At 62.2% G+C, this 24,387-nt stretch carries 21 protein-coding genes; 1 reads left to right on the top strand and 20 read right to left on the bottom strand.

What is annotated here, in order from left to right:
• Window position 1: 1 nt before the first annotated feature.
• From trbJ to FJ543_RS30315, 18 genes are all read right to left on the bottom strand, one after another.
• A complete protein-coding gene (trbJ, locus tag FJ543_RS30410) occupies window positions 2-727 on the bottom strand; it encodes a P-type conjugative transfer protein TrbJ (RefSeq protein ID WP_064993436.1) in 726 nt (241 codons plus the stop codon).
• A 5-nt stretch (window positions 728-732) separates the two neighbouring features.
• On the bottom strand, window positions 733-3,174 hold the full coding sequence (gene trbE / locus FJ543_RS30405; RefSeq protein ID WP_064993435.1) for a conjugal transfer protein TrbE: 2,442 nt from the start codon (window positions 3,172-3,174) through the stop codon (window positions 733-735).
• Window positions 3,168-3,440 carry a VirB3 family type IV secretion system protein gene (locus FJ543_RS30400; RefSeq protein WP_064993434.1) on the bottom strand — a complete coding sequence of 91 codons (273 nt, stop codon included), beginning with the start codon at window positions 3,438-3,440 and terminating at the stop codon, window positions 3,168-3,170. Before FJ543_RS30400 ends, trbE begins: the two co-directional genes overlap by 7 nt.
• Complete coding sequence (locus FJ543_RS30395; RefSeq protein ID WP_064993433.1) at window positions 3,440-3,748, bottom strand: TrbC/VirB2 family protein; 309 nt, start codon at window positions 3,746-3,748, stop codon at window positions 3,440-3,442. Before FJ543_RS30395 ends, FJ543_RS30400 begins: the two co-directional genes overlap by 1 nt.
• A gap of 11 nt (window positions 3,749-3,759) precedes the next feature.
• Window positions 3,760-4,728, bottom strand: a complete 969-nt coding sequence (trbB, locus tag FJ543_RS30390; protein WP_013533270.1) for a P-type conjugative transfer ATPase TrbB — start codon at window positions 4,726-4,728, stop codon at window positions 3,760-3,762.
• Window positions 4,725-5,138, bottom strand: a complete 414-nt coding sequence (locus tag FJ543_RS30385) for a CopG family transcriptional regulator (protein WP_064993432.1) — start codon at window positions 5,136-5,138, stop codon at window positions 4,725-4,727. The genes trbB and FJ543_RS30385 overlap by 4 nt, the downstream gene beginning before the upstream one ends.
• A 116-nt stretch (window positions 5,139-5,254) precedes the next feature.
• Window positions 5,255-7,285, bottom strand: a complete 2,031-nt coding sequence (locus FJ543_RS30380) for a conjugal transfer protein TraG (protein WP_064993431.1) — start codon at window positions 7,283-7,285, stop codon at window positions 5,255-5,257.
• Window positions 7,286-7,485: 200 nt separating this feature from the next.
• Entirely contained in the window at window positions 7,486-9,309 is a 1,824-nt protein-coding gene (gene glmS / locus FJ543_RS30375) for a glutamine--fructose-6-phosphate transaminase (isomerizing) (protein WP_064993430.1), read from the bottom strand.
• Window positions 9,310-10,039: 730 nt separating this feature from the next.
• On the bottom strand, window positions 10,040-12,010 hold the full coding sequence (gene rlxS, locus FJ543_RS30365) for a relaxase/mobilization nuclease RlxS (protein ID WP_064993429.1): 1,971 nt from the start codon (window positions 12,008-12,010) through the stop codon (window positions 10,040-10,042).
• A 179-nt stretch (window positions 12,011-12,189) separates the two neighbouring features.
• A complete protein-coding gene (locus tag FJ543_RS30360) occupies window positions 12,190-12,873 on the bottom strand; it encodes a lytic transglycosylase domain-containing protein (RefSeq protein WP_064993427.1) in 684 nt (227 codons plus the stop codon).
• Window positions 12,861-13,409, bottom strand: a complete 549-nt coding sequence (locus tag FJ543_RS30355) for a S26 family signal peptidase (protein ID WP_064993426.1) — start codon at window positions 13,407-13,409, stop codon at window positions 12,861-12,863. The genes FJ543_RS30360 and FJ543_RS30355 overlap by 13 nt, the downstream gene beginning before the upstream one ends.
• Entirely contained in the window at window positions 13,406-13,645 is a 240-nt protein-coding gene (locus tag FJ543_RS30350) for a helix-turn-helix domain-containing protein (RefSeq protein ID WP_064993425.1), read from the bottom strand. The genes FJ543_RS30355 and FJ543_RS30350 overlap by 4 nt, the downstream gene beginning before the upstream one ends.
• A gap of 144 nt (window positions 13,646-13,789) precedes the next feature.
• Window positions 13,790-14,113 carry a DUF736 domain-containing protein gene (locus FJ543_RS30345; RefSeq protein WP_013533279.1) on the bottom strand — a complete coding sequence of 108 codons (324 nt, stop codon included), beginning with the start codon at window positions 14,111-14,113 and terminating at the stop codon, window positions 13,790-13,792.
• A gap of 534 nt (window positions 14,114-14,647) precedes the next feature.
• Complete coding sequence (locus FJ543_RS30340) at window positions 14,648-16,375, bottom strand: ParB/RepB/Spo0J family partition protein (protein WP_064993423.1); 1,728 nt, start codon at window positions 16,373-16,375, stop codon at window positions 14,648-14,650.
• An 83-nt stretch (window positions 16,376-16,458) separates the two neighbouring features.
• On the bottom strand, window positions 16,459-16,869 hold the full coding sequence (locus tag FJ543_RS30335) for a DUF2958 domain-containing protein (RefSeq protein ID WP_064993422.1): 411 nt from the start codon (window positions 16,867-16,869) through the stop codon (window positions 16,459-16,461).
• A gap of 132 nt (window positions 16,870-17,001) precedes the next feature.
• A complete protein-coding gene (locus FJ543_RS30330; protein ID WP_064993421.1) occupies window positions 17,002-17,964 on the bottom strand; it encodes a zincin-like metallopeptidase domain-containing protein in 963 nt (320 codons plus the stop codon).
• A gap of 713 nt (window positions 17,965-18,677) precedes the next feature.
• Window positions 18,678-19,352 carry a DsbA family protein gene (locus FJ543_RS30325; RefSeq protein WP_064993420.1) on the bottom strand — a complete coding sequence of 225 codons (675 nt, stop codon included), beginning with the start codon at window positions 19,350-19,352 and terminating at the stop codon, window positions 18,678-18,680.
• 1,083 nt (window positions 19,353-20,435) lie between these two features.
• On the bottom strand, window positions 20,436-21,470 hold the full coding sequence (locus FJ543_RS30315; protein ID WP_064993418.1) for a hypothetical protein: 1,035 nt from the start codon (window positions 21,468-21,470) through the stop codon (window positions 20,436-20,438).
• A 286-nt stretch (window positions 21,471-21,756) separates the two neighbouring features.
• On the opposite strand from FJ543_RS30315, the gene FJ543_RS32095 reads away from it, so the two are divergent.
• Window positions 21,757-21,966 carry a hypothetical protein gene (locus tag FJ543_RS32095; RefSeq protein ID WP_224655926.1) on the top strand — a complete coding sequence of 70 codons (210 nt, stop codon included), beginning with the start codon at window positions 21,757-21,759 and terminating at the stop codon, window positions 21,964-21,966.
• 34 nt (window positions 21,967-22,000) lie between these two features.
• Here FJ543_RS32095 and FJ543_RS30305 read toward each other — a convergent pair whose 3' ends face one another.
• Together FJ543_RS30305 and FJ543_RS31670 are read right to left on the bottom strand one after the other, a co-directional pair.
• Window positions 22,001-23,260 carry a hypothetical protein gene (locus tag FJ543_RS30305; protein ID WP_064993416.1) on the bottom strand — a complete coding sequence of 420 codons (1,260 nt, stop codon included), beginning with the start codon at window positions 23,258-23,260 and terminating at the stop codon, window positions 22,001-22,003.
• A gap of 245 nt (window positions 23,261-23,505) precedes the next feature.
• The coding region (locus FJ543_RS31670; protein ID WP_176479556.1) for a hypothetical protein at window positions 23,506-24,387 on the bottom strand (882 nt) is incomplete at its 5' end.

The following is a 24,387-nucleotide window of genomic DNA, read 5'->3' as shown; positions in this document are numbered from 1 at the left end:
ATCAGTTGCCGGGATAGGCCGTGCCGGTGCCGAGGAAACGCTTTGTCGTCTGGCGTGCGGCTTCTTCGGACTGCGCCTTGCGAGCCGCATCCTCCGCCTCCGCGCGAAACTGCGTCGCGAGCAGCGTCTGGATCTGCATCTGCTGCTTGGTTGACAGCGCGATCAGTTGGTTGGTGGCCTGGCTTGCCTCAAGCGCACCGGCAGCACCCTGGCTGCGGTTGACGAGATCAGCAAGCAGGTCGCGATCGCCCCGGACGTTCTCGAGGATCTGCGACTGGACACCCATCGTCTGCCGGAACGCCTGCATGGCGCTCTGCCAGCGCTCGCGCGCTGCGCTTGCCACATCGCTGACCTTGATCGTGGCGTCGTAGCTTTCGGGATATTGATTGCGCCACTGGTCCTGCAGCTTGTCCAGATCAAAACTCAGGCCACTCGCCTGGTCCATGAGCCCGTCGATCCGCTGCAGCGAACCGGTGAGCTGGCCTACCGAAGAAAAATCCAGCCTCTGAAGGTTGCGCGCCATGTTCTGCAGCATGGTCGCCTGGTTCTGGAGCGACTGTATCTGGTTGTTGATCTGCTCCAGTGAGCGTGCCGCCGTCAGCACATTCTGGGTGTAGTTCGAGGGATCGAAGACAATGAGCGCGTAGGCTGGCTGGACATAGTCGGCCATCGGTTTGGCCATCAGGGAAAGGGTGATCAGGCCGGAAAGGAAACGGCGCCGCATCATGACGATTACTCCATGTCTGGTTGAGGGAATTGGCGGAGAAGCTCGGCGGCCCAATCGAGCCCGCGGGCATTCAGGAAATAAAAGGCAAAGCCGTCCTGTCCGCGTTCCGACAGGATCTTGTCGATCAGGGTCTGGCTGGCCGGATCGGAGGCGCCGCATAGCGCAAGCGCAATTGGACCCAAGCCCAGCTGAAACAGCCGGTTGCCGCGGCGCGATTGCAGATAATATTGCCGCTTCGGCGTGGCGCGCGCGACCAGTTCGATCTGCCGCTCGTTCAGGCCGAAACGCTCGTAGGCTTCCCGTGCCTGTGGTTCCACGGCACGGTCATTTGGAAGAAAAATGCGCTGTGGGCAGCTCTCGATGATGGCCGGTGCGATTGCAGAGCCAGCGATGTCGGCCAGTGACTGCGTGGCGAAAATGACAGAGACGTTCTTCTTGCGCAGCACCTTCAGCCATTCGCGTATACGCCCCGCAAAGAGCGGATTGTCGAGATAGAGCCAGGCCTCGTCGAGCATGAGCAATGTCGGTCGTCCATCGAACCGCGCCTCGAGGCGATGGAAAAGATAGGTGAGCACCGGCAGCACAGCGCCTTGGCTGTGCATCAGCTCTTCGGTCTCGAAGCACTGCACATCCGACAAGGCCAGCCGATCGTCGTCCGCGTCCAGCAACCGGCCGAAGGGCCCGTCGAGCGTGTAGGGCATCAAAGCGGACTTCAGCGCGTTGGACTGAAGCAAGACCGACAGGCCGGTGAGTGTGCGTTCCTGCGCTGGCGCCGTTGCAAGACTGGTGAGTGCCGACCAGATTGCCTCTTTCGCCTCCGGGGTGACGGTGACGTTCTCATGGGCGAACAGCCCGGCGATCCATTCGGCTGCCCAGCTGCGGATCGCCGGATCGTCAATCTTGCGCAGCGGCTGGAAGGCAAGCGCACCGTGGGCGCGCAGCGCGTGATGCTCGCCACCCATGGCAAGAATTGCGGCCCGGGCTGAATTGCCTTTGTCGAAGACATACACCTGCGCGCCGGCATAGCGTCGGAACTGCAGAGCGAAGAGGGCAACGAGAACCGATTTGCCGGCGCCGGTCGGTCCGACGATCAGCATGTGGCCGACATCGTCGACGTGGGTGGAAAGCCGGAACGGTGTCGACCCGCTGGTTGAGGCGAAGAGAAGCGGCGGGGCCTCTGCCTGTGTAACTTTGGCGAGATGCTCGTTCGCCGCCGGGCCGGCCCACACCGAGGAAAGCGGCATCAAGTGGGCGAGATTCAATGTGTGAACGAGCGGCTGACGGACATTGGCATAGACATGGCCGGGCAACGAGCCGAGCCAGGCCTCGACCGCATTCACGCCTTCACGGATCGTGGCGAAGCCGAGGCCATTGACGACGCGCTCGACCGCGCGGAGTTTCTCCGCAGCGGCTTGATGGTCCTCGTCCCAAACCGTTACCGTCGTCGTCAGATAGCCGAACCCGACATGATCGCCGCCTAACGCCTGGATTGCGGCGTCGGCATCGAGCGCCTTGTTTTCGGCGTCGGTGTCAACGAGCGGGACGGGTTCGCTGGTCACCACCTCGCGCAGGATGGCCACGATCGATTTGCGCTTGGCAAACCACTGCCGCCGCAACCGCGTGAGCGTCCTGGTGGCCTCGGTCTTATCCAGCGGAATGAAGCGCGTCATCCAGCGGTAGGGGAAATCCTGATTGTTGAGCGCATCGAGAATTCCGGGCCGTGTGACATTCGGAAAACCGAGGATGGTGAGCGTGCGCAGATGGTGGTTGCCAAGCATCGGCTCCAATCCGCCAGTAAGCGGCGCATCGACCAGGATGCCGTCGAGATACATGGGTGTTTTTGGCGCGGCGACTGGATGGCGGCGGGTGGAGATCGTGCCGTGGAGGTAAGTCAGCGTCCCGGCATCATCGAGTGCGCGTATTTCGGGCATGAAGCCCGACAGGAGATCCAGCACGCGGCCGGTCTCGTCCCGGAACCGCGTCAGTTCCTGGCGCCACTCTCTCTCGCCTCCTGAATGATGCGAGTCGACCAGAGCGCTTTGCGCCCGCGCCTGGCTGTCTGGCGGCGGGATGAACGTCAGCGTTAGGTGATAGCGGCTCTCGTAGTGCGCGACCTTGCCTTGAAAGGCCGCGCGCCGTTCTTCATCCACCAGCCATGACGCAGCGTCGGGGAAACGCGAGCTTGGGTAGCCCAGCGCCTCGATGCGCTCGGCGTCGAAGAACAATGCCCAGCCGGAGCCGAGCCGTCTGAGCGCATTGTTGGCCCGCGCGCAGATGCCGATGAGTTCGGCTTCTGTTGCACTCTCGAGATCAGGCCCGCGAAATCCAAATGAGCGCTGGAAACTTCCGTCCTTGTTGAGCACGATGCCCGGTGCCACCAGTGCGGCCCAAGGCAGATGATCGGCAAGTCGGTCGGCCTTGCCCCGATATTCGGAAAGATTCAGCATGCGAGCCACCCCTTCAGGCGAAGATGGCGGACGAGCACGCTGGCGAAATCCGGGTCGCGGCGGGCCGCGAAGACAGCCACCGTGTGCGCGCAGATCCACAGCACCAATCCGGCAATCCACTGCTGCAAGCCAAGCCCGACGGCCGCGGCAACGGTGCCACTGAAGATGGCCACCGCTCGCGGCGCGCCGCCGAGCAGGATCGGTTCGGTCAGTGCGCGGTGAACCGGAACCTCAAAGCCCTCGATATGGTGCTCTCCGGCCAACATCAGACGAGTGCCCCGCCGCCAAAGGAGAAGAAGGAGAGGAAGAAGCTCGATGCGGCAAAGGCGATCGACAGGCCGAAGACAATCTGGATGAGCCGACGGAACCCACCTGCCGTGTCGCCGAAGGCGAGTGTCAGGCCGGTGGTAATGATGATGATGACCGCGATGATCTTGGCGACCGGCCCCTGCACAGATTCCAAGATCTGCTGCAGCGGCTGCTCCCAGGGCATTCCGGAGCCGGCGGCGTATGCCGGAAACGTGAGAAGAAACGCGAGCGTGGTGGCCCAGAGAAAGCGAAGCTTCTTGCGCATGAAGTGACCTTTCAGAGTTGCTGGAGTTGCGGAAGCGTGAGCTGGGTGACGGCGTAGTCGCCACTGCCGTCGAGGCCAGTGACCTCGGCGATCGTCTCGATGCGGCGCGAGGATCCGCGGCCGGCGATGAAGACGATCAGGTCTATCGCCTCGGCGATGAGCCGGCGGGGAACGGTGACCACGGCTTCCTGTGCGAGCTGCTCGATGCGGTAGAGGGCGGACCGCGCCGAGTTCGCGTGAACGGTGGCGATGCCGCCTGGGTGACCAGTGTTCCATGCCTTCAGCATGTCGAGCGCTTCCGCGCCTCTGATCTCGCCGACGATGATGCGATCGGGTCTGAGGCGCAGTGTCGAACGCACGAGATCGGCGAGCGTGACAGAACCACGCCTGGTCCTCAGCGCAACGCAGTCTTTTGCTGCGCATTGAAGTTCGCGCGTATCCTCGATCAGGATCACCCGCTCGTGGCAGTCGGCGACCACGGCCAGCAGCGCATTGGCAAGGGTTGTCTTGCCCGATGAAGTGCCGCCCGCGACCAGGATGTTGCGCTGCTCGCGGACGGCTTTCTTCAACGCATCAGCCTGCAGCGGCAGCATGACCCCGTCGGCGACATAATCGGCTAGGCTGTAGAGCTTTGCGGCGGGCTTGCGAATGGCAAAGCATGGCGCCAACACCACAGGTGGCAGGAGGCCTTCGAACCGCTCGCCCGAGGGCAGTTCGGCGCTTACGATCGGATTATCCGCATGCGCTTCGGCGCGCACGTGGGAAGCGACGAGGCGGACAATGCGCTCCGCCTCGGTAGGATGGATGTGCACGCCTGTGTCGACCAAGCCTTCCCCGAGCCGATCGATGCGCAGTGCTCCGTCGGGATTGACCATCACCTCGATGATCGATGGGTCTGAAAGCGCTTTGGTGATCGCCGGGCCCATGGCGGTGCGCAGCATGGCGCGGCGGCGATGATCGGCTTCCGGATGAGAGTTCACCCTTCCTCTCCCCCGCCATTGTCTTTGCCAAGCGACCGCTTCCCGGAAGCGATCTGCCGGCCGACCTGCTCGACAAATTTGTCGAAGCGCTCCTGGCCGATGGCCTGCGTTACCCTGTCCGGGGCCGGCGTGTGGGCGTGAAGCGTGATCGAGAAGCGGATGAAGAGCGCCAGGCTCTCCATCGTCATCTCGGCGTCGCGCCTGACATGAGCGAGGTCGCGAGAAAGACGGTCGAGCCTTACCCCGTAGCGTTGGTCGAGCTCGTTCTTGCCACGCCGCTCGATGAAGGCTTCTACTGCCTTGGCGACGATCGCCGATTTGGTGGTCGAAGGATCACGACTGAGTTTGTCCAGCTTCTCGCTTAACTCAAACTCAAGCAGAAACTGGTGACGAATGCGGCGGGGCTTCATGTGGCTTGTTCCAACAGCCAGCGCTACGCGCCGGCGACGGGAACAAGCATCCTCCAGATGCCCAAAAACGCTTATCGCCCTTACCTACGCTGAGGTACGCCGTCAGGAAGCAGCGTTCAGAAGCCGGGCACGATGTCCTTGTCGTCGCCCCTTCCTTCATTGAGGCCGTAGACCCGGGCCGCCGTCGAAGTCCGATCCATGACACGTTTGTCGGCGACCGGCTCGCTATCATCGTCAACAGACTTGAAGAGATCGTCCTGCTCAGCTTCTTGAGAAAGCACGATTTGATGTTCCGGTAGAGCTGGATGGCGCTGCTGCTGGACGCCGCCCTCGTCCCCGATCGCCGCGTCGGCAATTTCGTCGCCTGCAGCCAGACGACCGTCAACGCTGCGCACCCGTCCAGTCCAGTCGTCCGTGCGGGAAGCCGGACGGTCTGCGTAAGGGCTGTCCCGCAGCACCGGGGAAGGTAGCACGCGTTCGGTAAAATTCCGGTCCTCATAATAGCGCAGCTTCTGGACGCGCAACGGCGGCAGCCCTGAAATCAGCACCAGCTCGTCGGTTTGGGGCAGCTGCATCACCTCGCCAGGAGTGAGCAGCGGTCGGGCCGTTTCCTGCCGGCTGACCATGACGTGCGACAGCCAGGGCGCCAGCCGGTGGCCGGCATAGTTGCGCATCGATCTAAGCTCCGTTGCGGTGCCGAGCGCATCCGAAATGCGCTTGGCGGTGCGTTCGTCATTGGAGGAAAAGGCAATACGCACGTGGCAGTTGTCGAGAATGGCACTGTTCTCGCCATAGGCCTTGGATATCTGGTTCAATGATTGCGCGATCAGGTATGCGCGAATGCCATAGCCGGCCATGAAGGCGAGCGCGGTCTCGAAGAAATCTAACCGCCCGAGCGCCGGGAATTCGTCGAGCATCATGAGGAGTCGATGTTTGCGACTCCTGCTTGGATCGCCCTCAAGGCGCTCGGTCAGGCGTCTGCCGATCTGGTTCAGGATCAGGCGCACCAAGGGCTTGGTGCGCGAGATGTCCGACGGCGGCACGACCAGGTAGAGCGATATCGGTCGCTCGGCATCCATGAGATCGACAATGCGCCAGTCGCAGGTCGATGTTGCCGCCGCGACCGTCGGGTCGCGATAGAGCCCGAGAAATGACATGGCGGTCGACAAAACACCAGAACGCTCGTTTTCCGATTTGTTCAGCAGCTCACGTGCCGCCGAGGCCACGACCGGATGGACCTCAGGCTTGTCGGGCGTGCCCAGGTGGTTGGTGGTCATCATCTGCTGCAGCGTCGCGGAAAAGGAACGTTGCGGGTCCGACAGGAAAGTGGCGACGCGGGCAAGCGTCTTCTCCTCTTCGGCATAGAGCACGTGCAAAACGGCGCCGACGAGGAGGGAATGACTTGTCTTTTCCCAGTGATTCCGGCGGTCCAGCGCGCCTTCCGGATCTACCAGGATGTCGGCGATGTTCTGAACATCGCGGACCTCTTGTGGACCCTTTCGTACCTCAAGCAGCGGGTTATAGCGCGCCGACCTAGGATCAGTTGGATTGAATAGAAGGCAATAGGAGAATTTCGACCGCCAGCCGGAGGTCAACTGCCAATTCTCGCCCTTAATATCATGAATGACCGCCGAACCGGTCCAGGACAGAAGAGTTGGAACAACCAGTCCGACGCCCTTGCCTGAACGTGTTGGGGCAAAGGCCATGACGTGCTCGGGCCCGTCATGTCGCAGATAGCGATCCTTCAGCTTGCCTAGGAAAACCCCGGCCGGCCGAAACAGCCCTGCCGTCACGATCTCCTGAGTCGTTGCCCACCTTGACGAGCCATAGGTCGTCACCGATCCGAGCTGTCGCGCGCGCCACAGCGAACCGCCGATGGCGGCGGCACAGCCCACGAACCCACTCGCGCCGGCGAGCGCACCGGCCTTATCGAAGACCTCGGGCGCATAGGCGTCAAAATGGTACCACCATTCAAACAGTTTCCACGGCTTGTAGATCGGCCAGCCAGCCGCAACAAACCACGGCGCGCCGAGTGGCGGCTGATGGCCCAGCATGTGCGCGCACCACTGCGTGGCCGTCCACACGCCGAGCATGACGATTGCGAATACGACGACGATCTGCCCAATCAGCAACTTCGTGGGCGTCATTGGCTTGCTCCGCTGTTTCGAACACCGGGGCAAGCATCGCGCGCCGCGATGTGAACTGAAATGCACACTACGCACGACCAGGTGCGATGAGGAGCAGCGCCGGGCTCGTCACAAGGATTAGCCGGAGCTATTAAGGCCTCGACGATAACGTCCGACTGCTCGTTCAGCCGAAGTGCATTTCTATCGAAGGGCCGTGACCATCATTCGACGGTAACCGATTTTGCGAGATTGCGCGGCTGGTCGACATCTTTGCCCATCAAGACCGCCGTGTGATACGCAAGAAGCTGTATCGGCAGCGCAAAGATCATTGGCGCGATAATCTCGTCGACTACCGGCAGCACGATCGTGTGCATCGTGTCGAGTTTCGAAGCAGCGGCCCCTTTCTCATCCGTGATGAGGATAATCCGACCGCCTCTGGCGGCCGCTTCCTGCATGTTCGAGACGGTCTTGTCGAAAAAGCGATCATGTGGCGCGATGACGATCACTGGCATGTTTTCGTCGACCAGTGCGAGCGGACCATGCTTCAATTCACCAGCCGCATATCCCTCGGCATGGATGTAGGATATCTCCTTGAGCTTCAGCGCACCTTCCATTGCCAGCGGGAAACTGGTGCCGCGGCCGATATACAGGACGTCATGAAATTTTGACAGTTCGCGCGATAGGAGCTCGACATCTGGCTTGATGCTGTTCAGGACCCGGCCCATGACGCCCGGCATTTCGGCAAGACTCGTGACGAGCGCCTTTGCCTCATCTTGCGTTGCCGTTCCACGGGCCCTGGCAGCGCCAATGGCGAGTGTGGCTAGAGCCACAAGCTGGCAGGTGAACGCCTTGGTGGAGGCAACGCCGATCTCCGGGCCGGCGAAGATCGGGAAGACGGCGTCGGCCTCCCGCGCGATGCTCGATTCCCGGCTGTTGACGACAGCGCCGGTCTTCAGCCCACGCGCCTTGCAGTATCTCAGGGATGCGAGCGTGTCGGCGGTTTCACCGGACTGCGAAATGAAGAGAGCCGCCGACTGCGGCGGCAACGGGATCTCCCGGTAGCGGAATTCGGACGCGACGTCGATTTCGACCGGCAGGCGCGCATAGCGCTCGAACCAGTATTTTGCGATAAGTCCAGCCAGATAGGCGGTGCCGCAAGCCGAGATCGCCAGGCTCGGGATGCCGGCGAAATCTATGCAAGACGTCGTGTCGGCGCGATTCCCTTCGAAGCTGGTGTGATAACCGAGCGCACGGGCGACAACCTCGGGCTGCTCATGAATTTCCTTCTCCATGAAATGGCGATACTTGCCCTTATCAGCCAGATATGCCCCGGCAAGGGAAGTCTGGCGCGGACGCTCGACGGGATGGCCATCGAAATTGAAGATGTCGACTCCTGTCTTGCCGATAACGGCCCAGTCGCCGTCGACGAGATACGTGACCGCATTTGTGAAGGGAGCAAGCGCGATCGCGTCGGAGCCCAGGAACATCTCGCCGACGCCATGACCGATCGCCAATGGGGGTCCATTGCGCGCCGCCATGATGGTGGACGGATCATCCTCAAAGAGAACAGCAAGCGCATAGGCACCCCTGACGCGCTTCAGCATGGCATGCATTGCCTCACCCCTCCCCATGCCCTCACGGCGGTATCGTGCCAAGAGATGTACGACAACCTCGGTGTCGGTATCGGTCTGGAACTCGGCGCCCGCCGCCGCGAGTTCATCCTTCAACTCGGCGAAATTCTCGATGATGCCGTTGTGAACCACGGCCACACCCTCCGCAATGTGCGGGTGCGCGTTGCGCTCGGTGGGTGCGCCGTGGGTCGCCCAACGCGTGTGTGCGATGCCGACGATCCCACTCAGCGGCTCTTCCTTCAACCTTCTCTCGAGGTTGACAAGCTTGCCCTTCGCGCGCCGGGAGTGCAGCGAGCCCTCGCAAATGGTGGCAAGGCCGGCTGAGTCATAGCCGCGATATTCGAGCCGCTTCAACGCGTCGACCAACCGCTCCGACACCGGCTGATGCCCGACAATGCCAACAATCCCGCACATGACTTCGTCTCCGAATTCTTCCCGGTAGCCTCAGTCGGCTCGAAGGGAACGCGCCAAGCGCTCAGCCTCCGTAGTAGAATTCTGCAAAACAGGTAAAATCGATTTTTGGGATAGCTGCCATCCAGCCAGCGGATAGGCGAGCATGTCTTTTGACATCCGGCGAGACGGATCGTTGATCTCGGCTCTGCAGGTCTCCTGACCTCAACTCACCCGTCTCGGAGAGTTAGTAAGCTGTCAAATTCGTCAGCGATTGGCGCAATTTGCGGCCATGTTCAGTGCTTTTTCGACCTTCGCGGCCGCGCAGATTGTCCCTGCAAGCTGTCCATCATGGGGACCGCCGCGTGTCGCGGAGAGGATGGCCCGGTGGCCGACTTAGTCGCGGAGTGTTCGGCGGTGCGGAGTTTCGGCCGCTGAAATTCAGCCGTGGCAACGTCGCCGAGTCGCCGACGCTGCCGCCGCAACCGCGCTGTGTCGATCTTAGACAAGGCCGAATGCCAGGCTCTGCCGATGGCCCTAAGGATCATTTGCATTGCTACCTTCCTCTGCTGCCCAGCGCATTCCCGTCGTCTGCGTCAGTCGATTTGGGATCGTGCATCAAAGATCGATGCCGATGCGAATCGGGTGGCTATCAGCCCCATTTTTCGCTGCCGATGCAAGCAGGCTCGGAGCACCTTGTCGAAGTCTTGCCCGGGCCGATCGAAGGCAGACCGCGTTCGTATAGCTGCGCAGGTCACGAGACGTTGGGCCCACTCCTTTGCCGACCGATGTTCCAAGAGATGCCCTCGCGCTGCACCAGGCCGGAAACCTCTTTGCCGACATGCCGCTCGAGAACCGGCCGCCATGGTACGAGCGTGAACTCTCGCGATTTCTCGATAACGGCGTATTTGCCGCTGGCGAGTTCAACTGACCGGCGGAGCGTGCCCTCTACGCGATGACCGGGCCGCGTTTCGGCATAGGACAGGCCAAGCTCTTCCGACAGTTGACCGGCAACACGGTTCAACTCCCGCTGGCGGAGGATCGAAACCATGTTGGCGCGATAGATGATCCGATCCTGCTCCTCATGAGCAAGGCCCTGCGCGATCAGCCACTGCTGCCGGCGGCTCCGCGCCTCCTGCACTTCACGGCCGAAGCCCGAATTGCGCAACCTCTCTGATGCCTCGGAGACAAGCTGGCTGTCGATCCAGGTCGCGCCGTCAAAGCCAACCTGCCGCTCCAGCGGCATCGATGAGAGCTTGTCGACCGTGACCGGCTGGGTCCTGGCCTGCTGGCGCTCGTAGGCGACGACACGATCGAGATGATCCGGCGCGATGATCCAGGTGCCGTCGGGCTCGCGCTCCACGCCCCCGATAGCGCGCCGGATTGCCTCCAGCCGGCGGACATGCGTATCGGCGAAGCGGTCGGTGGCGGCCGGATCGTGCTTCAGATGAATGTCGATGTTGTAGCGGCCGTCATGGGCAGCCGCGATTTCGACCACTGTGCGGTCAACCAGCCTGGGCTGTGTGTTCCTCGGCGTGACACGCACGATGCAGCCGTCGGGCGTCGGCTCTGTCGCCTCGCCCTTGCCGATGTCGATGTATCGGGTTTTGCCATCCACACCGTCGACGATGAGGTAATGCCGGTCGCTGAGCTCGTCGGCCAGCCCGCGCGCGACAACGCGGCCGACGACAGGGGCGGCCTGCTCGCCGGATCCATCGTGGATCACGCAGTCGGCGGCACTGCGGGCGATCCCCCTGCCCGTCAGTTCGCGATGCAAGGTCTTGATGATGTCGCCGCGTTCGCCGATGCGGCGCAGCGTCGCTTCAAGCCCGTCGTCGAGCCGCCAGCGGCGCGGGGCGATCTCTTCCGCCAGATGCATCCGCTCGAGCTTGCGCAGGCGCCCCTGGTGCAAGGTCTGTCGAAACGCGTCGCGGCTATCCAGCGAAACCAGCCCACTGTCGTCACGCAGCTGCAGCAGGCGGCGGTCGATGCTGGTGAAGCGTTCCTGCTGCATTTCCTGGCGCAGGCGATGCTCGATCTCGTGGTCGGTGCGCGGACCGAGATCGAGGCTGACCAGCTCGGCGGCGCGCTCGCGGATGCCGCTCGAGATGTATTCTCGCGCTATAACAAGATTCTCGCCGCGATCGTCCTTGCCACGCACGATGATGTGGGTGTGCGGATGGCCGGTATTGAAATGGTCCACGGCAACCCAGTCGAGCTTCGTGCCGAGATCCTCCTCCATCTGTGCCATGAGCCGCCGCGTCAGTGGCTTGAGGTCGTCAAATTCGATGCCGTCCTCGGGTGCGACGATGAAGCGGAATTGATGGCGATCGCCATCGGCACGATCGAGGAAGTCCTTGCCAGCGACGCAATCGCTGTCGGCGCCGTAGAGCTGGCCAGGCGCGCCGTCCCGGGTGACGCCGTCGCGCTGGATGTAGCGCAGATGCGCACGCGCCCCGTCCGCGCTCTTGCCGGCCAGCTTGACGACACGCGCCTTGACGACGACCCGGCGCTGGCGGAAGGCTGCATGGCGATCGCGTGATTTCAGCAGCGCGGCCGTCGCCCCACCCCGGCCTATCCTGCTGCCCGCGAAGCGCCCACCACGCTGGGGCCGGCCACCAGCTCGGTTGATCGCCGCCCGCACCTGGCCGGCAAAGCGTTTGCCGGCCTTCGAACCACGGGAGCCAATCTTCCCGAGCTTCGGTCTGAACTCGTCATCCCTCATGCTTGGCCTGCGCCTGGAACAGAGTCGAATCAGCCATTTGCGCTCCGAAGTTCTCCTGACGCTGGAGGGTGCCTCCGGCAAAAATGATGTGCAGACAGACACTTCGCCGGCCCTGGGAGGCGGTGCCTTTATCTTGCCTTCCGCGCCCCACCCCTTTGGACGCGTCCGGCCCCCCATTGCTAGCGTTCCGGCTCTTTGACATGTGCGACATCCCTCCCCAGCGGCACGAAGAGATCGCCGTTTCGCGCAAAAGCGCGACCACCATTTTGCGGGAAAAACAGCGAGCGCCCCGAGGGTGCATCTTGCCTGTCCGGAGCGACAGATTTGCCCTTGAACTGCTCGATGTCGGTTCGCGAAACTCCGGCAGCCCGGAGCTGCTTGAGGTAGTCGACGGTCTCTTTCGGCAGCGGCGTGCCGCGCTTCAGATGCGCCTGGTAGCGCTCGGGTCCGGCGTTGTAAGCGGCAAACAGCCCGGGGAACCCGAAGCGGTCATACATGGCGCGGAGATAGGCAGTGCCGGCCAGAATGTTGTCGTGCGGATCGTGGGGATCGGCGCCCAGTCCGTATTGCGCGCGCATGTCCTGATAGGTTTCCGGCATCACCTGCATGAGGCCCATGGCACCGGCGCGCGAGGTGATCGGCCGGCCGTGGAGCATCGTCTTGCCGCCGCTTTCGGCATCGATCACCGCGTAGATCCAGGCCTCGGGAACACGGAAACGCTTGCTTGCTTCGGCAACGAAGTGCCGCCATTTTCCAAGCTGCGGACTATGGGAGATGGCGACCGGCTCAGCGCCGGTCGAGGCGGAACAGGCGCATGGCGCGACAGCGATCATGCCAAGCATCAGGAGGGCTACTCGGTCCATAGCGGCGCGAGCCTCCCGATGATGTTGGTGGCTCGGACCGGCCCGAAATAGCGGCTGTCGAAAGAGCGCGGTGCCTCGCCGTTCAGCACGAAGAATTCGTCGTCAGCGAGCGCGCGGCAGCCGCTCCACCAGGGCAGCGGACGGCCTTGGGTGTCGGTAACTAGCCGACGTGCGACGATCTTGCCGCCGATGATGATCGCCTCGTTGAAGGCGCAGACACGTTCGTGCGGCAGCGCGGCAATGTGCTTTACAAGGGGAACGCCGTTCGGGAGATAGCCGCGTTCGGCAGCGAGGCCGGCAATGGCATCCGGTGCGCCGGCGAGCACCAGGTCGCCGCGTGCTGGCGCTCCCGCCACGACGCGATAGAGGCCAACCGGCGCGCTCGCCGAGGCGTTCCAGATCAAGAAGGGCGATGGGTTTGCAAGGGGGCCGAAGGCAACCAGGCCAAGGGCAATCGCGGTCGCGGCGATCGCCTTTGTCGCCCGAGCACGGCGCAGGCGGCTGCCGGTCAGACCGATGGAAGGAGGCCGGCTCATGAACGGCCTCCATCGTTGGAATGGGTCTGGTTATGGCGGCCTTTCGACCAGTCGTCGAGCTCGTCGATGTGGTAGCGGACGTAGCGGCCATGCTTGCGGAATTTCGGGCCGCCGCCCTTGAGCCGCATCTTTTCCAGCGTGCGCTGGGAGAGCCCTATGTAGAAGGCGGCTTGGGCTGTGTTGAGAAACGGACTGCCCTTTTTGGCGCGGGCGGCGCGTTCGTTTTCGTTGTCCATGATGATCCTCGTTTGGCTTGCGAGCGAGACGAGGATGGGGGGGCGAGGTCGTCTTGGGGACGGGCGAAGAGTTGGGGGCGAGTTTTCGCCGCTCTGTGGCAAGAGCCCCGCGCCGGCTGCGGCGCGGGGCTCCGATGAGCCCGATCAGTCGGCCGGGTTCCAGATGATGGCGTAGGTGTCGTCATCGTCCTGGCCGGCGGCGCGGCCCAGATTGGCGTAGAGCTTGCGCGGTCCGAACTCCGGCGCGGCAATCGACAGGCTCACATAATCCTTGCCGGAGGTCTCGCCGGTGCGGATCCAGCCGGCGCCAACTTCGACCCCTTGCGTCAGCACCCTGTAGTCGGGATGGTTGTCGGCGCTCTTGGCCTGGTTGGGGATGATGTCGATGTCGGCGCGGACGCTGAGGGTCTTGAGCTGGCCCTTGTAGGCGCCGTTTTCCTGCTTGTTGACGTAACCGATCGCGGTCATTTCGAAGTCTCCTTTTGCTGTCGCCGGGGACCATCCCCTGCGATGGCGGACCGTGATGGATGCGTCCGGAGCGCCTGAACCTGACAGGGCCGCAGCGCCAGCGGAGGACCCGAGCAGGCGGCTTTTTTGAAGCGGAGCGGCGCGAGGAAGCCGCCGCAGGCGGCGGGGAAAAAAGCTGCTGGCGAGGGTTTCGGGCGGCCGGACCCGTCCATAGGTCGACAAGCCAGCCGCAGGGGATGGTCCTGGCAGGGAGCATGGAGATCGTGGCGAGCGCGGTCGCTGCAGCCAAGCCAAGCAGGAGAGGATTGCGGGACTGCGGCTGATGCCGCGCCATGCCGATCGAGATCGTGCCCCACGGGTCGGGCGCCAGGGCAGGCATCCGACGGGCTGAACGACCTGCGGGACCAAGGTGGTTTGCCGGGCTGGATTGTGCCGCTGGAAACGGGGGGCAAAGGTCACGAACATGCGGCCATTGCGACCGGGGTGCGATGCCGAGCGGCGGCCATCCTGGCAGCCGCCGCCCAGCTTGACGGGCTATTGGCAGTCGAACAGGGAGCGGACCCGTGCCCATTGATCGGCGGTGCGCAAGCCGCCTCGATCCGTGTAGCTTTCGACCGGGAATTTCATCCAGCGCGGCAGCCAGGCCTCGACCTTTTGCCTGCCGTTTTCGCCGGACAGAAAGTCGCGGATGATTGTCTTTTGCGTCTTCACCTTCTCAGCGACATTGCCGTCCGCGACATGCTTGCCGCCGATTTCGGCAAGCATCGAATTGGCAATTTCCCTGTCGCGCAACAGGTCGAAGAAGGCGTCGTCCGGTTGCCAGCAAGCGGCGGTGTCGACATTGAGATGATTGCCGAGCGCCTCGATGACGGCACTGCCGGCCTCAAGCGTCTCGGCCATGACGATGCCGAGAACGCGCATCACATCATCGTCGGACAGCGTCAGCAAATGCGCAAACAGGCTTGCCGTGCCGAAGTCGCCGCCATTGCGGCCAGCGACCGCGCCACCCTCGTCCGGTTCTCCAAGCAGCGCCAGGACCTCGCGCCGCTTATCCGTGAAGGCGGTTTCGGCCTTGCAGGCTGAAAGGCTTGCCGCCACGATTTCGTTGGCGGCGCGCTGCGGCTCGGTACGCACCTGCCACAGGCTTGAGCCGGCAATCGCATGTGCCACCATCAGGCGAAGGGCTGCGGCCGGACGGTCAAGGAGCGCCAAGCGCACGATGGCATGACGGTGCAGATCGACATAATTCTGCATCGGTCCAGTGACTTCGGGCCGCGAGGGTTTGTCCGGGGTCTCGGCCTCTGCGGCCTCGCCATTGGCTCGGGCGCGGCGGGCTTGCTTGTGCGACAGCCAGCCCTCGTGACACGCGACCTCGCCGCGATGCGAGACTGATATAAAGACCTTGCCGCCCTTCTTCTTCGGCGTCTTTTCGTGGTCCCATGCGTGAAAATGTTGACTCGGTTCGAGCACGATCACTTCGCTCCATCCGGCCTCAAGAAAGGCGTTGCGCGTGGCGGCTATCGCCTCATTCTGCTTGAGCCAGAACAGGTCGGCGTCGGCAAAATAGCTTTCCTCGCCGAACAGATCGGAGACGATCAGGCCGGGATAGTCCTCGATGGCGAACAGCGCCACCTTGGTCGAGATCGACTGGCCGCCGAACAGCCATTGCTTCAATTGCCAGCCGCGCGGCGCGCGGTTGTCGGGATCGGCAAAGAGCGCCAGCCAGTCCTTCTGCTGCGCCTTCGAGGCCATGGTGAGATGGCGCACCGTCTCGGCGTCGATTTCCTCGCGGCGATAGGCTTCGCGAATCCTGGGCAGAAGCTCGCCGAGCGCCAGAATCCGCTTCACCTGATGCTCGGTGAGGCCGAACGTGGCCGCGATATCGGCGATTGTGCGACCTTCCCTGATGAGGCGGGAAAAGGTTTCCCATTGCGAGACCTCGTCGGGATCGAGGCGGGCGATATTTTCAATCAGGGAGGCTTCGAGCGCGTCGGCGTCGTCGCCATCCTCCATGATGGCGCATGGCAGCGGCGCGGCCTTGCCGCGCTCGTCGGCAACGGTCTTGGCCGCGAAATAGCGTCGGCGCCCGGCGACGATCTCGAAGGTGTCGGGCGAGCCGTTGGGCCGCACCAGAAGCGGAACAAGGACGCCGCGCGCCCGCACCGAGGGCAGGATGTCGGCGATGTCGGGCGCGCGTTTGGAATGCCGCATGTTGGCGGCGGCGATGCTCAATTGGTCGATGGAAACGTGGGCAAGCTGCATGGTCTTTCTCCTTTGCTATGGCCGAAATTGCCTGACCGCGAGGCCGCTGGCCGAGCGGCGCGACGGTTTTGCGCCGGAGGGCGCTATTGTTCCGCCCGGTCGGACGGAAGCTCGGGAAGGGAAAGCGAGAGGGCGGCGGCGGCCTGCCGCAAGAGCCCTTCGGCCTCGGTGATGTGGCCGCATAGGCGAGCGGCTTCGGCATAGACCGAGAGCGGAAACCGCGCCTTGAAATAAAGGTCGCGCTCGATGCCGAGGCCAAGCGGTCCCTTCACGGTTTGGAGCTCGGCAAGGCTGACGCTGCCGAGTTCGGGGAAGCCCAATCCGAGATCACAGAGGCCGAAGAGTGTATCGCCATCAGCATCGAGCTCGCTCAGGAGCCAGGTGGCGGCGCCCAGCGGATTGAACAGTTTCACGACCGGAACATGGTCGGCTTCGGTCTCGGCAGCGCCATTGGCGAGCAGAAGAAGGCGCAGTTCGTCAGTGATGAGGATCATTGCGGCGTTCCTTCAAAACGGTTCGTGATTGACGGCGGGTTGACCAACAGGCCGGTATTCAAGGGGTTTCCGCGCGGCCGCATCGCGCGCCGTCAGAAGCGCAAGGCTCTCGCGTAGGGCGACGAAGCGCGCTCATGCGGCGATCTCGGCATCCGCCTCGCCTTCCACGTCGGCATTGAAGCCGAGCAGGAGATCGGCGGCTTTCGAGGCATGGCTGGCGGCGCGGAAGATGGCGCGATTGTCCTCGCGCAGCACGCTCAGCCATGAGCCGATATAATCGGCATGGCGCACGGTCGGCTCGATGCCCATAGTGCTGCAGACGAAGGCTGCGCAGATTTCAGCGACCAGTTCCTCGCGCGCATAGGCCTTGGAGCCGAACGAGCCGGAGAGGTCGCGCGCAAGGCGCGTCGGGTGGCCGGTCCAGTGGCCAAGCTCGTGAAAGCAGGTCCGGTAATAGTTGATCTGCTGAAAGAAGGCCGGTTGCGGCGGCACCTGAATGAAGTCGCAGTCCGGCATGTAGAAAGCGCGATCGCCGCCGATGCGGACATCAGCGCCGGTTGCACGAATGAGCGCCTCGGCCTGCGGGATGATCTGGCGCTGCGGCAGCGGTTCGGCGGCGGCATGGAGATGTCCGGGCAGGTTCTCGCACTGCGCGACGTTGAAGACGGTGAAGCGCTTCAGGAAGGGCACCGCCTGTGGTTCGTCGCCATCGACCTTGGCGCGTTCCTTTTCGTTTTGCGGAACAAAGCGGTCGGCGTGAACGATGGTCGTGCCGCGCTCGCCTTTCCTGACATTGCCGCCAAGGGCAAGCGCCTGCCGGAAGGTCAGCCAGTTCTGGCAGGCATAGCTGCGCTCGATGACCGCGCCCCACAGGATCAGGATATTGATGCCGGAATAGCGGCGCTCGGTGGCCGCATTCCTGGGCAGGCCGAGGCCTGCCTTTGCGTTTCCCCAGGGCTTGACCCATGGCACGATGCCGCGCTCGAGCTCGGCAATGATGCGGTCCGTGATCTCTTGATAAAGGCTGGCGCCTGCGCGCCCGCCCCTGCTTGCGCCAGCCTTTCGGCTGCCGGAACGTTTGTTGGTTGAACGCATGCCCTGGTCCTCCGCTCGCCAAATCGCGCCCTCCCCCGGAAGCGGGGTGGGCGGCGAAAACGACCGGAAAGGCCCGCCGTGAAAGGCGGACCGCATCCGAAGGACCGGAACGCAGAGGAGGACCCGAAGCGCAGCGAAGGGTTGCGGGATGCCGCGGCGGGCCTAGAAGGGAGAGCCGCCCACCGCGCGCACCCGGGGACGGCCTAAAAGACAGACCACGCCGGCCGATCGGCCGGCGGCCGTGCGCAGCCGAAAGGCGGCCCAAGCCAGGGGGCGAAGCCGGATGGCCGAGACCGCCTGAGCCTTGCGAAGAAAAGCGGGCTCGGTGCACGAGCACCCGGCGCGCGCCTTCAGGCGCGCGGGATTCAGGACTGGTGGTCGGCACCGCAGCTGATGTGATACCATCGATCCTTGCGCCTGGACGCGTGGATATGGTCGACGCCGCAGAGCCGTGAATTTCCACCTCTCGGCGCCCCTTGCCGCGTAACGGGGAGAGCGTCCAGGAGCGAGATCGCGGCCGCCGGAATCTTGGGTGATAGCCGCACGCCGGGAGACGGCGCCATGTCCGGCGTCGCGCTCGCGCCCCGCGTTCCGGTCTGGTCAAGAAGCCAACCGCGAAGAAGGCGCTCAGGAGCACATCAAAACCCCAGCTCCCAAAGACGATCCCGAGACCCTCGGTCAGAACGGCACTTTTGCAGCTGTCGAAGATTTGCCTAGGCGCGGGCATCAGCAATGGAGCGTTGCAGTCGGGCCATCCCCACTTCCCCTGGGATTACTTCGTCGCCGACCACCAACGCCGGTGTGCCCTCGATATACAGATCTTTGGCGAGTGCGAAATTGCGTGTGATGGCATTTGCGATGGCTGGGTCTTGCATGTCCCGCTTCAGCTGCTCGAGATCGAGGCCCACCCGCTCTGCAACGGCTAAGGTGGTGCGCTGGTTGAGGAAGCCGGGGAAAGCCATGAGGGCGAGATGGAACGCCTGATACTTCCCCTGTTTGTACGACGCGAGCGCTGCGCGCGCTGCAAATTTGGATGCTGGCCCCAGGACTGGGAGTTCCTTGAACACAAGCTTCACATTGGGATCATTGCTGAGGGCCTCCTGTAGATCGAGAGCTGCCGCCCGGCAAACGCCGCAGTTGTAGTCGAAGAACGAGACCACAGCGATATCGCCATCCGGATTGCCCGCAATTGGCGAGGCTGGGTCGTTGAGGAGGGCGTCGCGCCGCTGTGGAATGCGTATGCGCAAGTCAGCCGCTATCAGGCGTTGGTCCTCCACACATTGCAGGTCCTCGGCCGTATCCAGATGTTGTTTCAGCGCTCCCAGCGCGAACAAAGCTAGGGCCAACAAAGCGATTACTGTGACAAGGGCGGCATTCAGCCTGGACATGGGTGGGCTCCAATCAAACATGAACGGCAGGACGCCCGCGGCGCCGGCACCCCCGGCACGTTGCGGCGCTTCTCCCGTCGCGGCTCTCCGGTCAAGCGCCGCACCCCCCGTGCCGCAATTCCCGTGCCATCGCCGCCCGCAGCAGGAGCTCACGCAGCGCTGCGCCGCGGAAAGCGTGGGCCATCGTGCATTGAAGATCACTGTGGCTCACAGCTGACTTCGTAGGCTGGGTGGCCTCGCTCGACGGGCGCACCATAAGATGGCGCAACCGGCGGCGGTTTCGCGACATAAGGTCGGGAACCGTTCAAACAACTGGCGGGGATTTGTCGGCGCTTCCTGTGCACTTTGCAGAAAATAGGTCTGTGAAATTTCACAGAGCGCGGCCACAAAACTCGAACTGTAGCCGAGTCCTCCACTGTGGCTCGCTTTGCAAGCGCTAGTTCATCTCCGGCCCGGGGAGCCACTTAATCCAGAAATGTCTTGAAACCCAAGGATTGCCCGGGTTTCCGCTTCCCCAGAGATACACCGCGCGATACACTGCGGGGTAACCGCCCGCATTGCGTACCATGCGAAGGCAGACCTTCAACACATCTGGGCAATCCTCGCTGGTACCGGATGCCGCCTCGCCGAGGTCTCAGGTCTTCGCGTTGCGGACGTGCATGTTGACCACGTCGTCCCGCACATCACGGTTGAGTGGCACGATGACCGCCGCATTAAGAATGCCGTATCGCGGCGGAATGTGCCGTTGAGAGGTCGCGCGCTGGAGGCCGCAAAGGAAGCCGTCAAGGCTGCCGGCAGCGCAACGATGCTCTTTCCGACCTACGGGCGTCCCAAAGGCGCCTCCTCAGCATCTGCTGCCTTGGGCAAGCACGTTCGGGCCTGCGTGACGGACCCAAAGGCTACCACCCACTCGCTTCGCCACCTCATGAAAGACCGACTACGCTTGGCCGGCGTCACAAAGTCGGACCAAGACATTGTTCTGGGTCACTCATCGGGCAGCGTTGGTGAGGACTTATGGGGCGACGAGGCGCGGCTTGAGGTTGCGAGACGGGCGCTTGAGAAGGCACTAATCTGACGGAACTTTCAGCGCATGACTTTGCTGGTCTCAGCGATGATTTTGGGGTTCTGCCCAATCGCAATCGTGTAACTGAAGCGCGCCACACCTTTTGCCTGCTTGTGCCTTGGCAGGCTGCGGACGACCCAGTCATAAGTGCCCGACACCATGCATCGCTCATTGGCACAGGTGACTATGACGCTCTCGTCGTGGAGATTGTATCCCCGTTCCGGCCATCGTTGGAAATAGCTTCTCTTGTCGGCGATGATCGAGCTTAGGTCCGTTGGCTTTCCGTAATAATCGACGATGCCAGCATACGAATTTTGAACCTGAGCGATCGCCAAATCTGCGTTGTCGCCATGGTGCTCGATGAGCCCCTTGATAAATGCTACCGCCGCGCTCTCTAGCTGCCGCTCGTCTGCGCTGGCTTCAGCGGGGGCCGGACTGGGCGTTGGCGACACACGCGACGTGTCAACGGACGGCGGCGTGGTAGAAACGTTGGTTACGCGCAGTTCAGCCATCTCACTGGCGGAGAGATATCGCATATCAAACCTGTCGTAACTCAATGCTACGGCCATCAACTTGGGGTCAACGCCCATCTCGGACATGTAGGACATGATATCGGCAGTTACGGCTTGAACGTTGGCCACAGCCTCGTCGGTAGACATTCCGTTCTCTGGGGCGAAGGATGAGCGATGAACACCAATAGAGCCCGGGTCGGCAACACGGCGAACGCCACCCATGTAAGCTAACGAGCAAGCCGACGCGCACTGCAACTGTCGGACTTGAAGCGTATCAAGGCCGGCTGCCCGGATCAAACGTCCAAGCTGCATTGCACTTCCGATACTGCCGCCCGGCGAGTCGAATACGACCACCCTAGCCCCACTGCTTGTGACAGCGTGGCTAAACTCATTCAGAGGTTCGTTGACCCCAAATTCACCAGAGACGATGAGAAACGGAAGCTCGCCCGGCGACGATACCGGCTTGTATTCCAGAGCCTTAGCTGAACTTGATGTGGCGACAATAACTGACGCGACAGCGAGAAACTTCACAACCGAACGCATAACCCAACATCCAAACCCACCAACCTCAACTAAGAGCCACTTAAAGATCTATTTCAAGGGGCAACTGGACCGGGGCAACTGGCGATGAGAGAACTGGTTGAAATTCAATGTCTGTTGGGAACATTAAAACGATGTGTAACCTCTACAACCTCACCACTTCGCAAGAGGCCATCCGCCAGTGGACCGGTACCTTGCGGAACATCTTGGGCAACCTTGAGCCGTCCATTGACATCTATCCCAACTGGCCCGGCCCCGTGGTCCGAAACGCTCTCGAAGGGGGCGAGAGTTGGCCTATCTCCTGAGGGGAATGCCGTCACCTTCGGAGCGAGTGACAGGCAAAGCCGATTACGGGACCACCAACATTCGCAAGACCAACTACTTTCATTGGCAGCCGTATCCGGCACCGGACGACGCTTTGGTGATTGTCGAGAAGCCCGCCACGCAGATCAAGTTTCCGCTGGGCTCGACACCCGGTGACCAACTACGTTTGCTCTAGACAGTGCGGACGCCCAACCGATGAACAGCAGCCCTCAATCCTCGGAGTCGGCGATGCGCTTCCATTCGCCGTCGCCGGTCATAAATTGGCTAAGGCGGCTGATAATGCAAATCAGCTCGACGAGACGCACCGCATCGACATCGCGCGTATGCATCGTCGGACGGCGAGTGGCGATAAGCGCCTGTAGGTCAAGCCGCAGCCTTTGTTCGTTTGGAAAGACGTACCCGAACGCTTGATTCCAGTTATCCGCGCGAAGCACGATCGCCATCAGGTCGCCAAGATCGAGATAAGAAAGCAACGCTTCATCCCGCTCGCCATTCGCCATCGCCGCCGCGCGAAGATCACGCGCCTTGTTACGGATTTCGCCCCCAACCCTCTGCTTGAACCACTGCGGTCCGCCCACCGCTTCCATCTTCTTCGAGATGAAGGACCGCAACGCGCGCTCAAAGAAGCCTATCGCGCTGAAGGCATCATTTCTGGGATTGGCCGACCGTATCTGAACGGACAGCCCCGCAACGTCCAGCAGCGCGACGGACCTACCAGCTTCCGAAGCGCCGGCCGCGAAACCGCTCTCTATGACAACCTCGATCGCACCAGTTGACGTGGTCTCGATCAGACCCGGGTCAACCTTGGCTTCGCGGTAGTGTCGTTGGCGCATTTCTGGATCGCTCCAGAAGCGGTTTGGCAGATCAGACCGCGTGTGCCAGTTGCCGAATAGCTCCTCATAGGCTGTGAAGCTTGATCTCGCCGCGAAGCCAAGCACGTCTCCAGCACCAGCCAGTGCGGAGAGCTTCAACCGGGTTGTCTGCAGCCCAGCGGACAGAGTTTCCGCTCCCAGAGCGCTCAGACGCAAGCGGCCTACCTCAGCCGAGAGGCTCAAGACGCCAGTAGCGGCCCGCTGGATTAGCTCGATTTCTTTGTTTGGCGTGCCAGTCGGCATGTGCACCGCGAGCGTACCCGTGCTAGCGAGTTGGCTTGCCCACTGGGTGGCGCGCGCAATCAATGCCATGCCAGGCGATGCCTGAAGCTCGGCAATGGTCGGCGATAGGGTCGATCCCCTTGCCTGCAGCTCGGCGAAGGTCTGCGATAGGGCCGATCCCTTTGCCTGAAGCTCGGCAATGGTCGGCGAGAACGGCGACACCTCCAGCCCGCTGATCGCCTTCGACAGGGTCGATTCCGGAAGGTTGCTGATGGCCGTTGAGAGGGTCGACAGCTCTAGCCCGCGACTCAGTCGATCGAGCGGCCCATCACTTTGGCCCGTGGCGATGTCGGATAAGCTCTTGAATTTGTCCATCGTCTTCACGCTAACGGTTGTTTGGTTCCGGCAAGTCTTTGAGCTGACCCAACGTATCATAGCGCCGTATGCGCTGAGTCGACAGTTCCCTTTGCATGAGGTCACGAGGCAGCGGGTTCACCGCTCATCCCTCCAGATGACTCGGCGCACCACTCTGATGCGGAGCGCCAAATTTCTGACGGAAAAATGTGAGCCCAGCATCGACCTGATGCAGTCTTTGGGTTTCCCTGGCGGGGTGGTCGGATCTATATGTACTTGGACGTAATGATCCGCCAGAGCATTGCTGTTGTCAGCCTCTTCGATCTTGCGCGCCGCGTTCTCACCGCTTTCTTGGTTGTCGGCACGTTCCGCTTATCGTCGTAAAAGACGATATTTCGGTCAAAGAAGGGCTTCAACATCGGATCGGCTCTGATAGCGCCAGTGATGTCTGCCAGCCAACCATGCCGAACTCCTTCGTAGGCGAGCAACCAGTCGGGACCGTCGGCTGATACGGCCTTCACCCGGCGCTCCCAATCCCGGATTGGAGCCTCCGGAGCAAGTCCGCGAGATGCCATGTCGAGAATGAGCAAGCAGATCGCTGGACATTCGATCTTCGCAAGAAGAGCAGCTTGGGCGCCCAACTGCAGCGGCAGTGCCAAGCCCTTCATGAGGAAGATCGCCCATGCAACTTCATAGTGCTCGCCGCGCTCCAAGCCGCCTTTTATAATCGACGTCAAGCGCTTGGTGATGAGACTTTCGTGTATCGTCCGCCCCTCATGGCGCATGTTGATCAGAAGCGCTGACACTAGGTCGATGTTTCTCGGATCGACCATCAGGGCTCGCATCAGGAAACTTTGCAGGTATAACGCGTCGGGCACCTTGATTTCAGAACCCTGTATCAACGACAGCGCGTAGCGAAGAGGTCGATCTACAGGGTTTTGTTTTTGTAGATCGAGAGCGACCTCACAGAAGTTTTGCAAAGCAATGCCGGACAGCTCGGGGCCTATTCGCGCCGCCACCTGGAGGGTGTGAACCCAAGGTGTTCCAACGTTGTCGACTATCCCGATAACTGTAAGCGCTGTTCTGGTGGCACCTTTCGCGCGTGGTCGTGAGGAACGATGTTCGGAGCCTTTGAGGGCTTCGACACA

The organism is Mesorhizobium sp. B2-5-7 (assembly GCF_006440875.1).
Classification (GTDB): domain Bacteria; phylum Pseudomonadota; class Alphaproteobacteria; order Rhizobiales; family Rhizobiaceae; genus Mesorhizobium; species Mesorhizobium australicum.
This window is presented reverse-complemented; position numbering and strand designations above follow the sequence as displayed.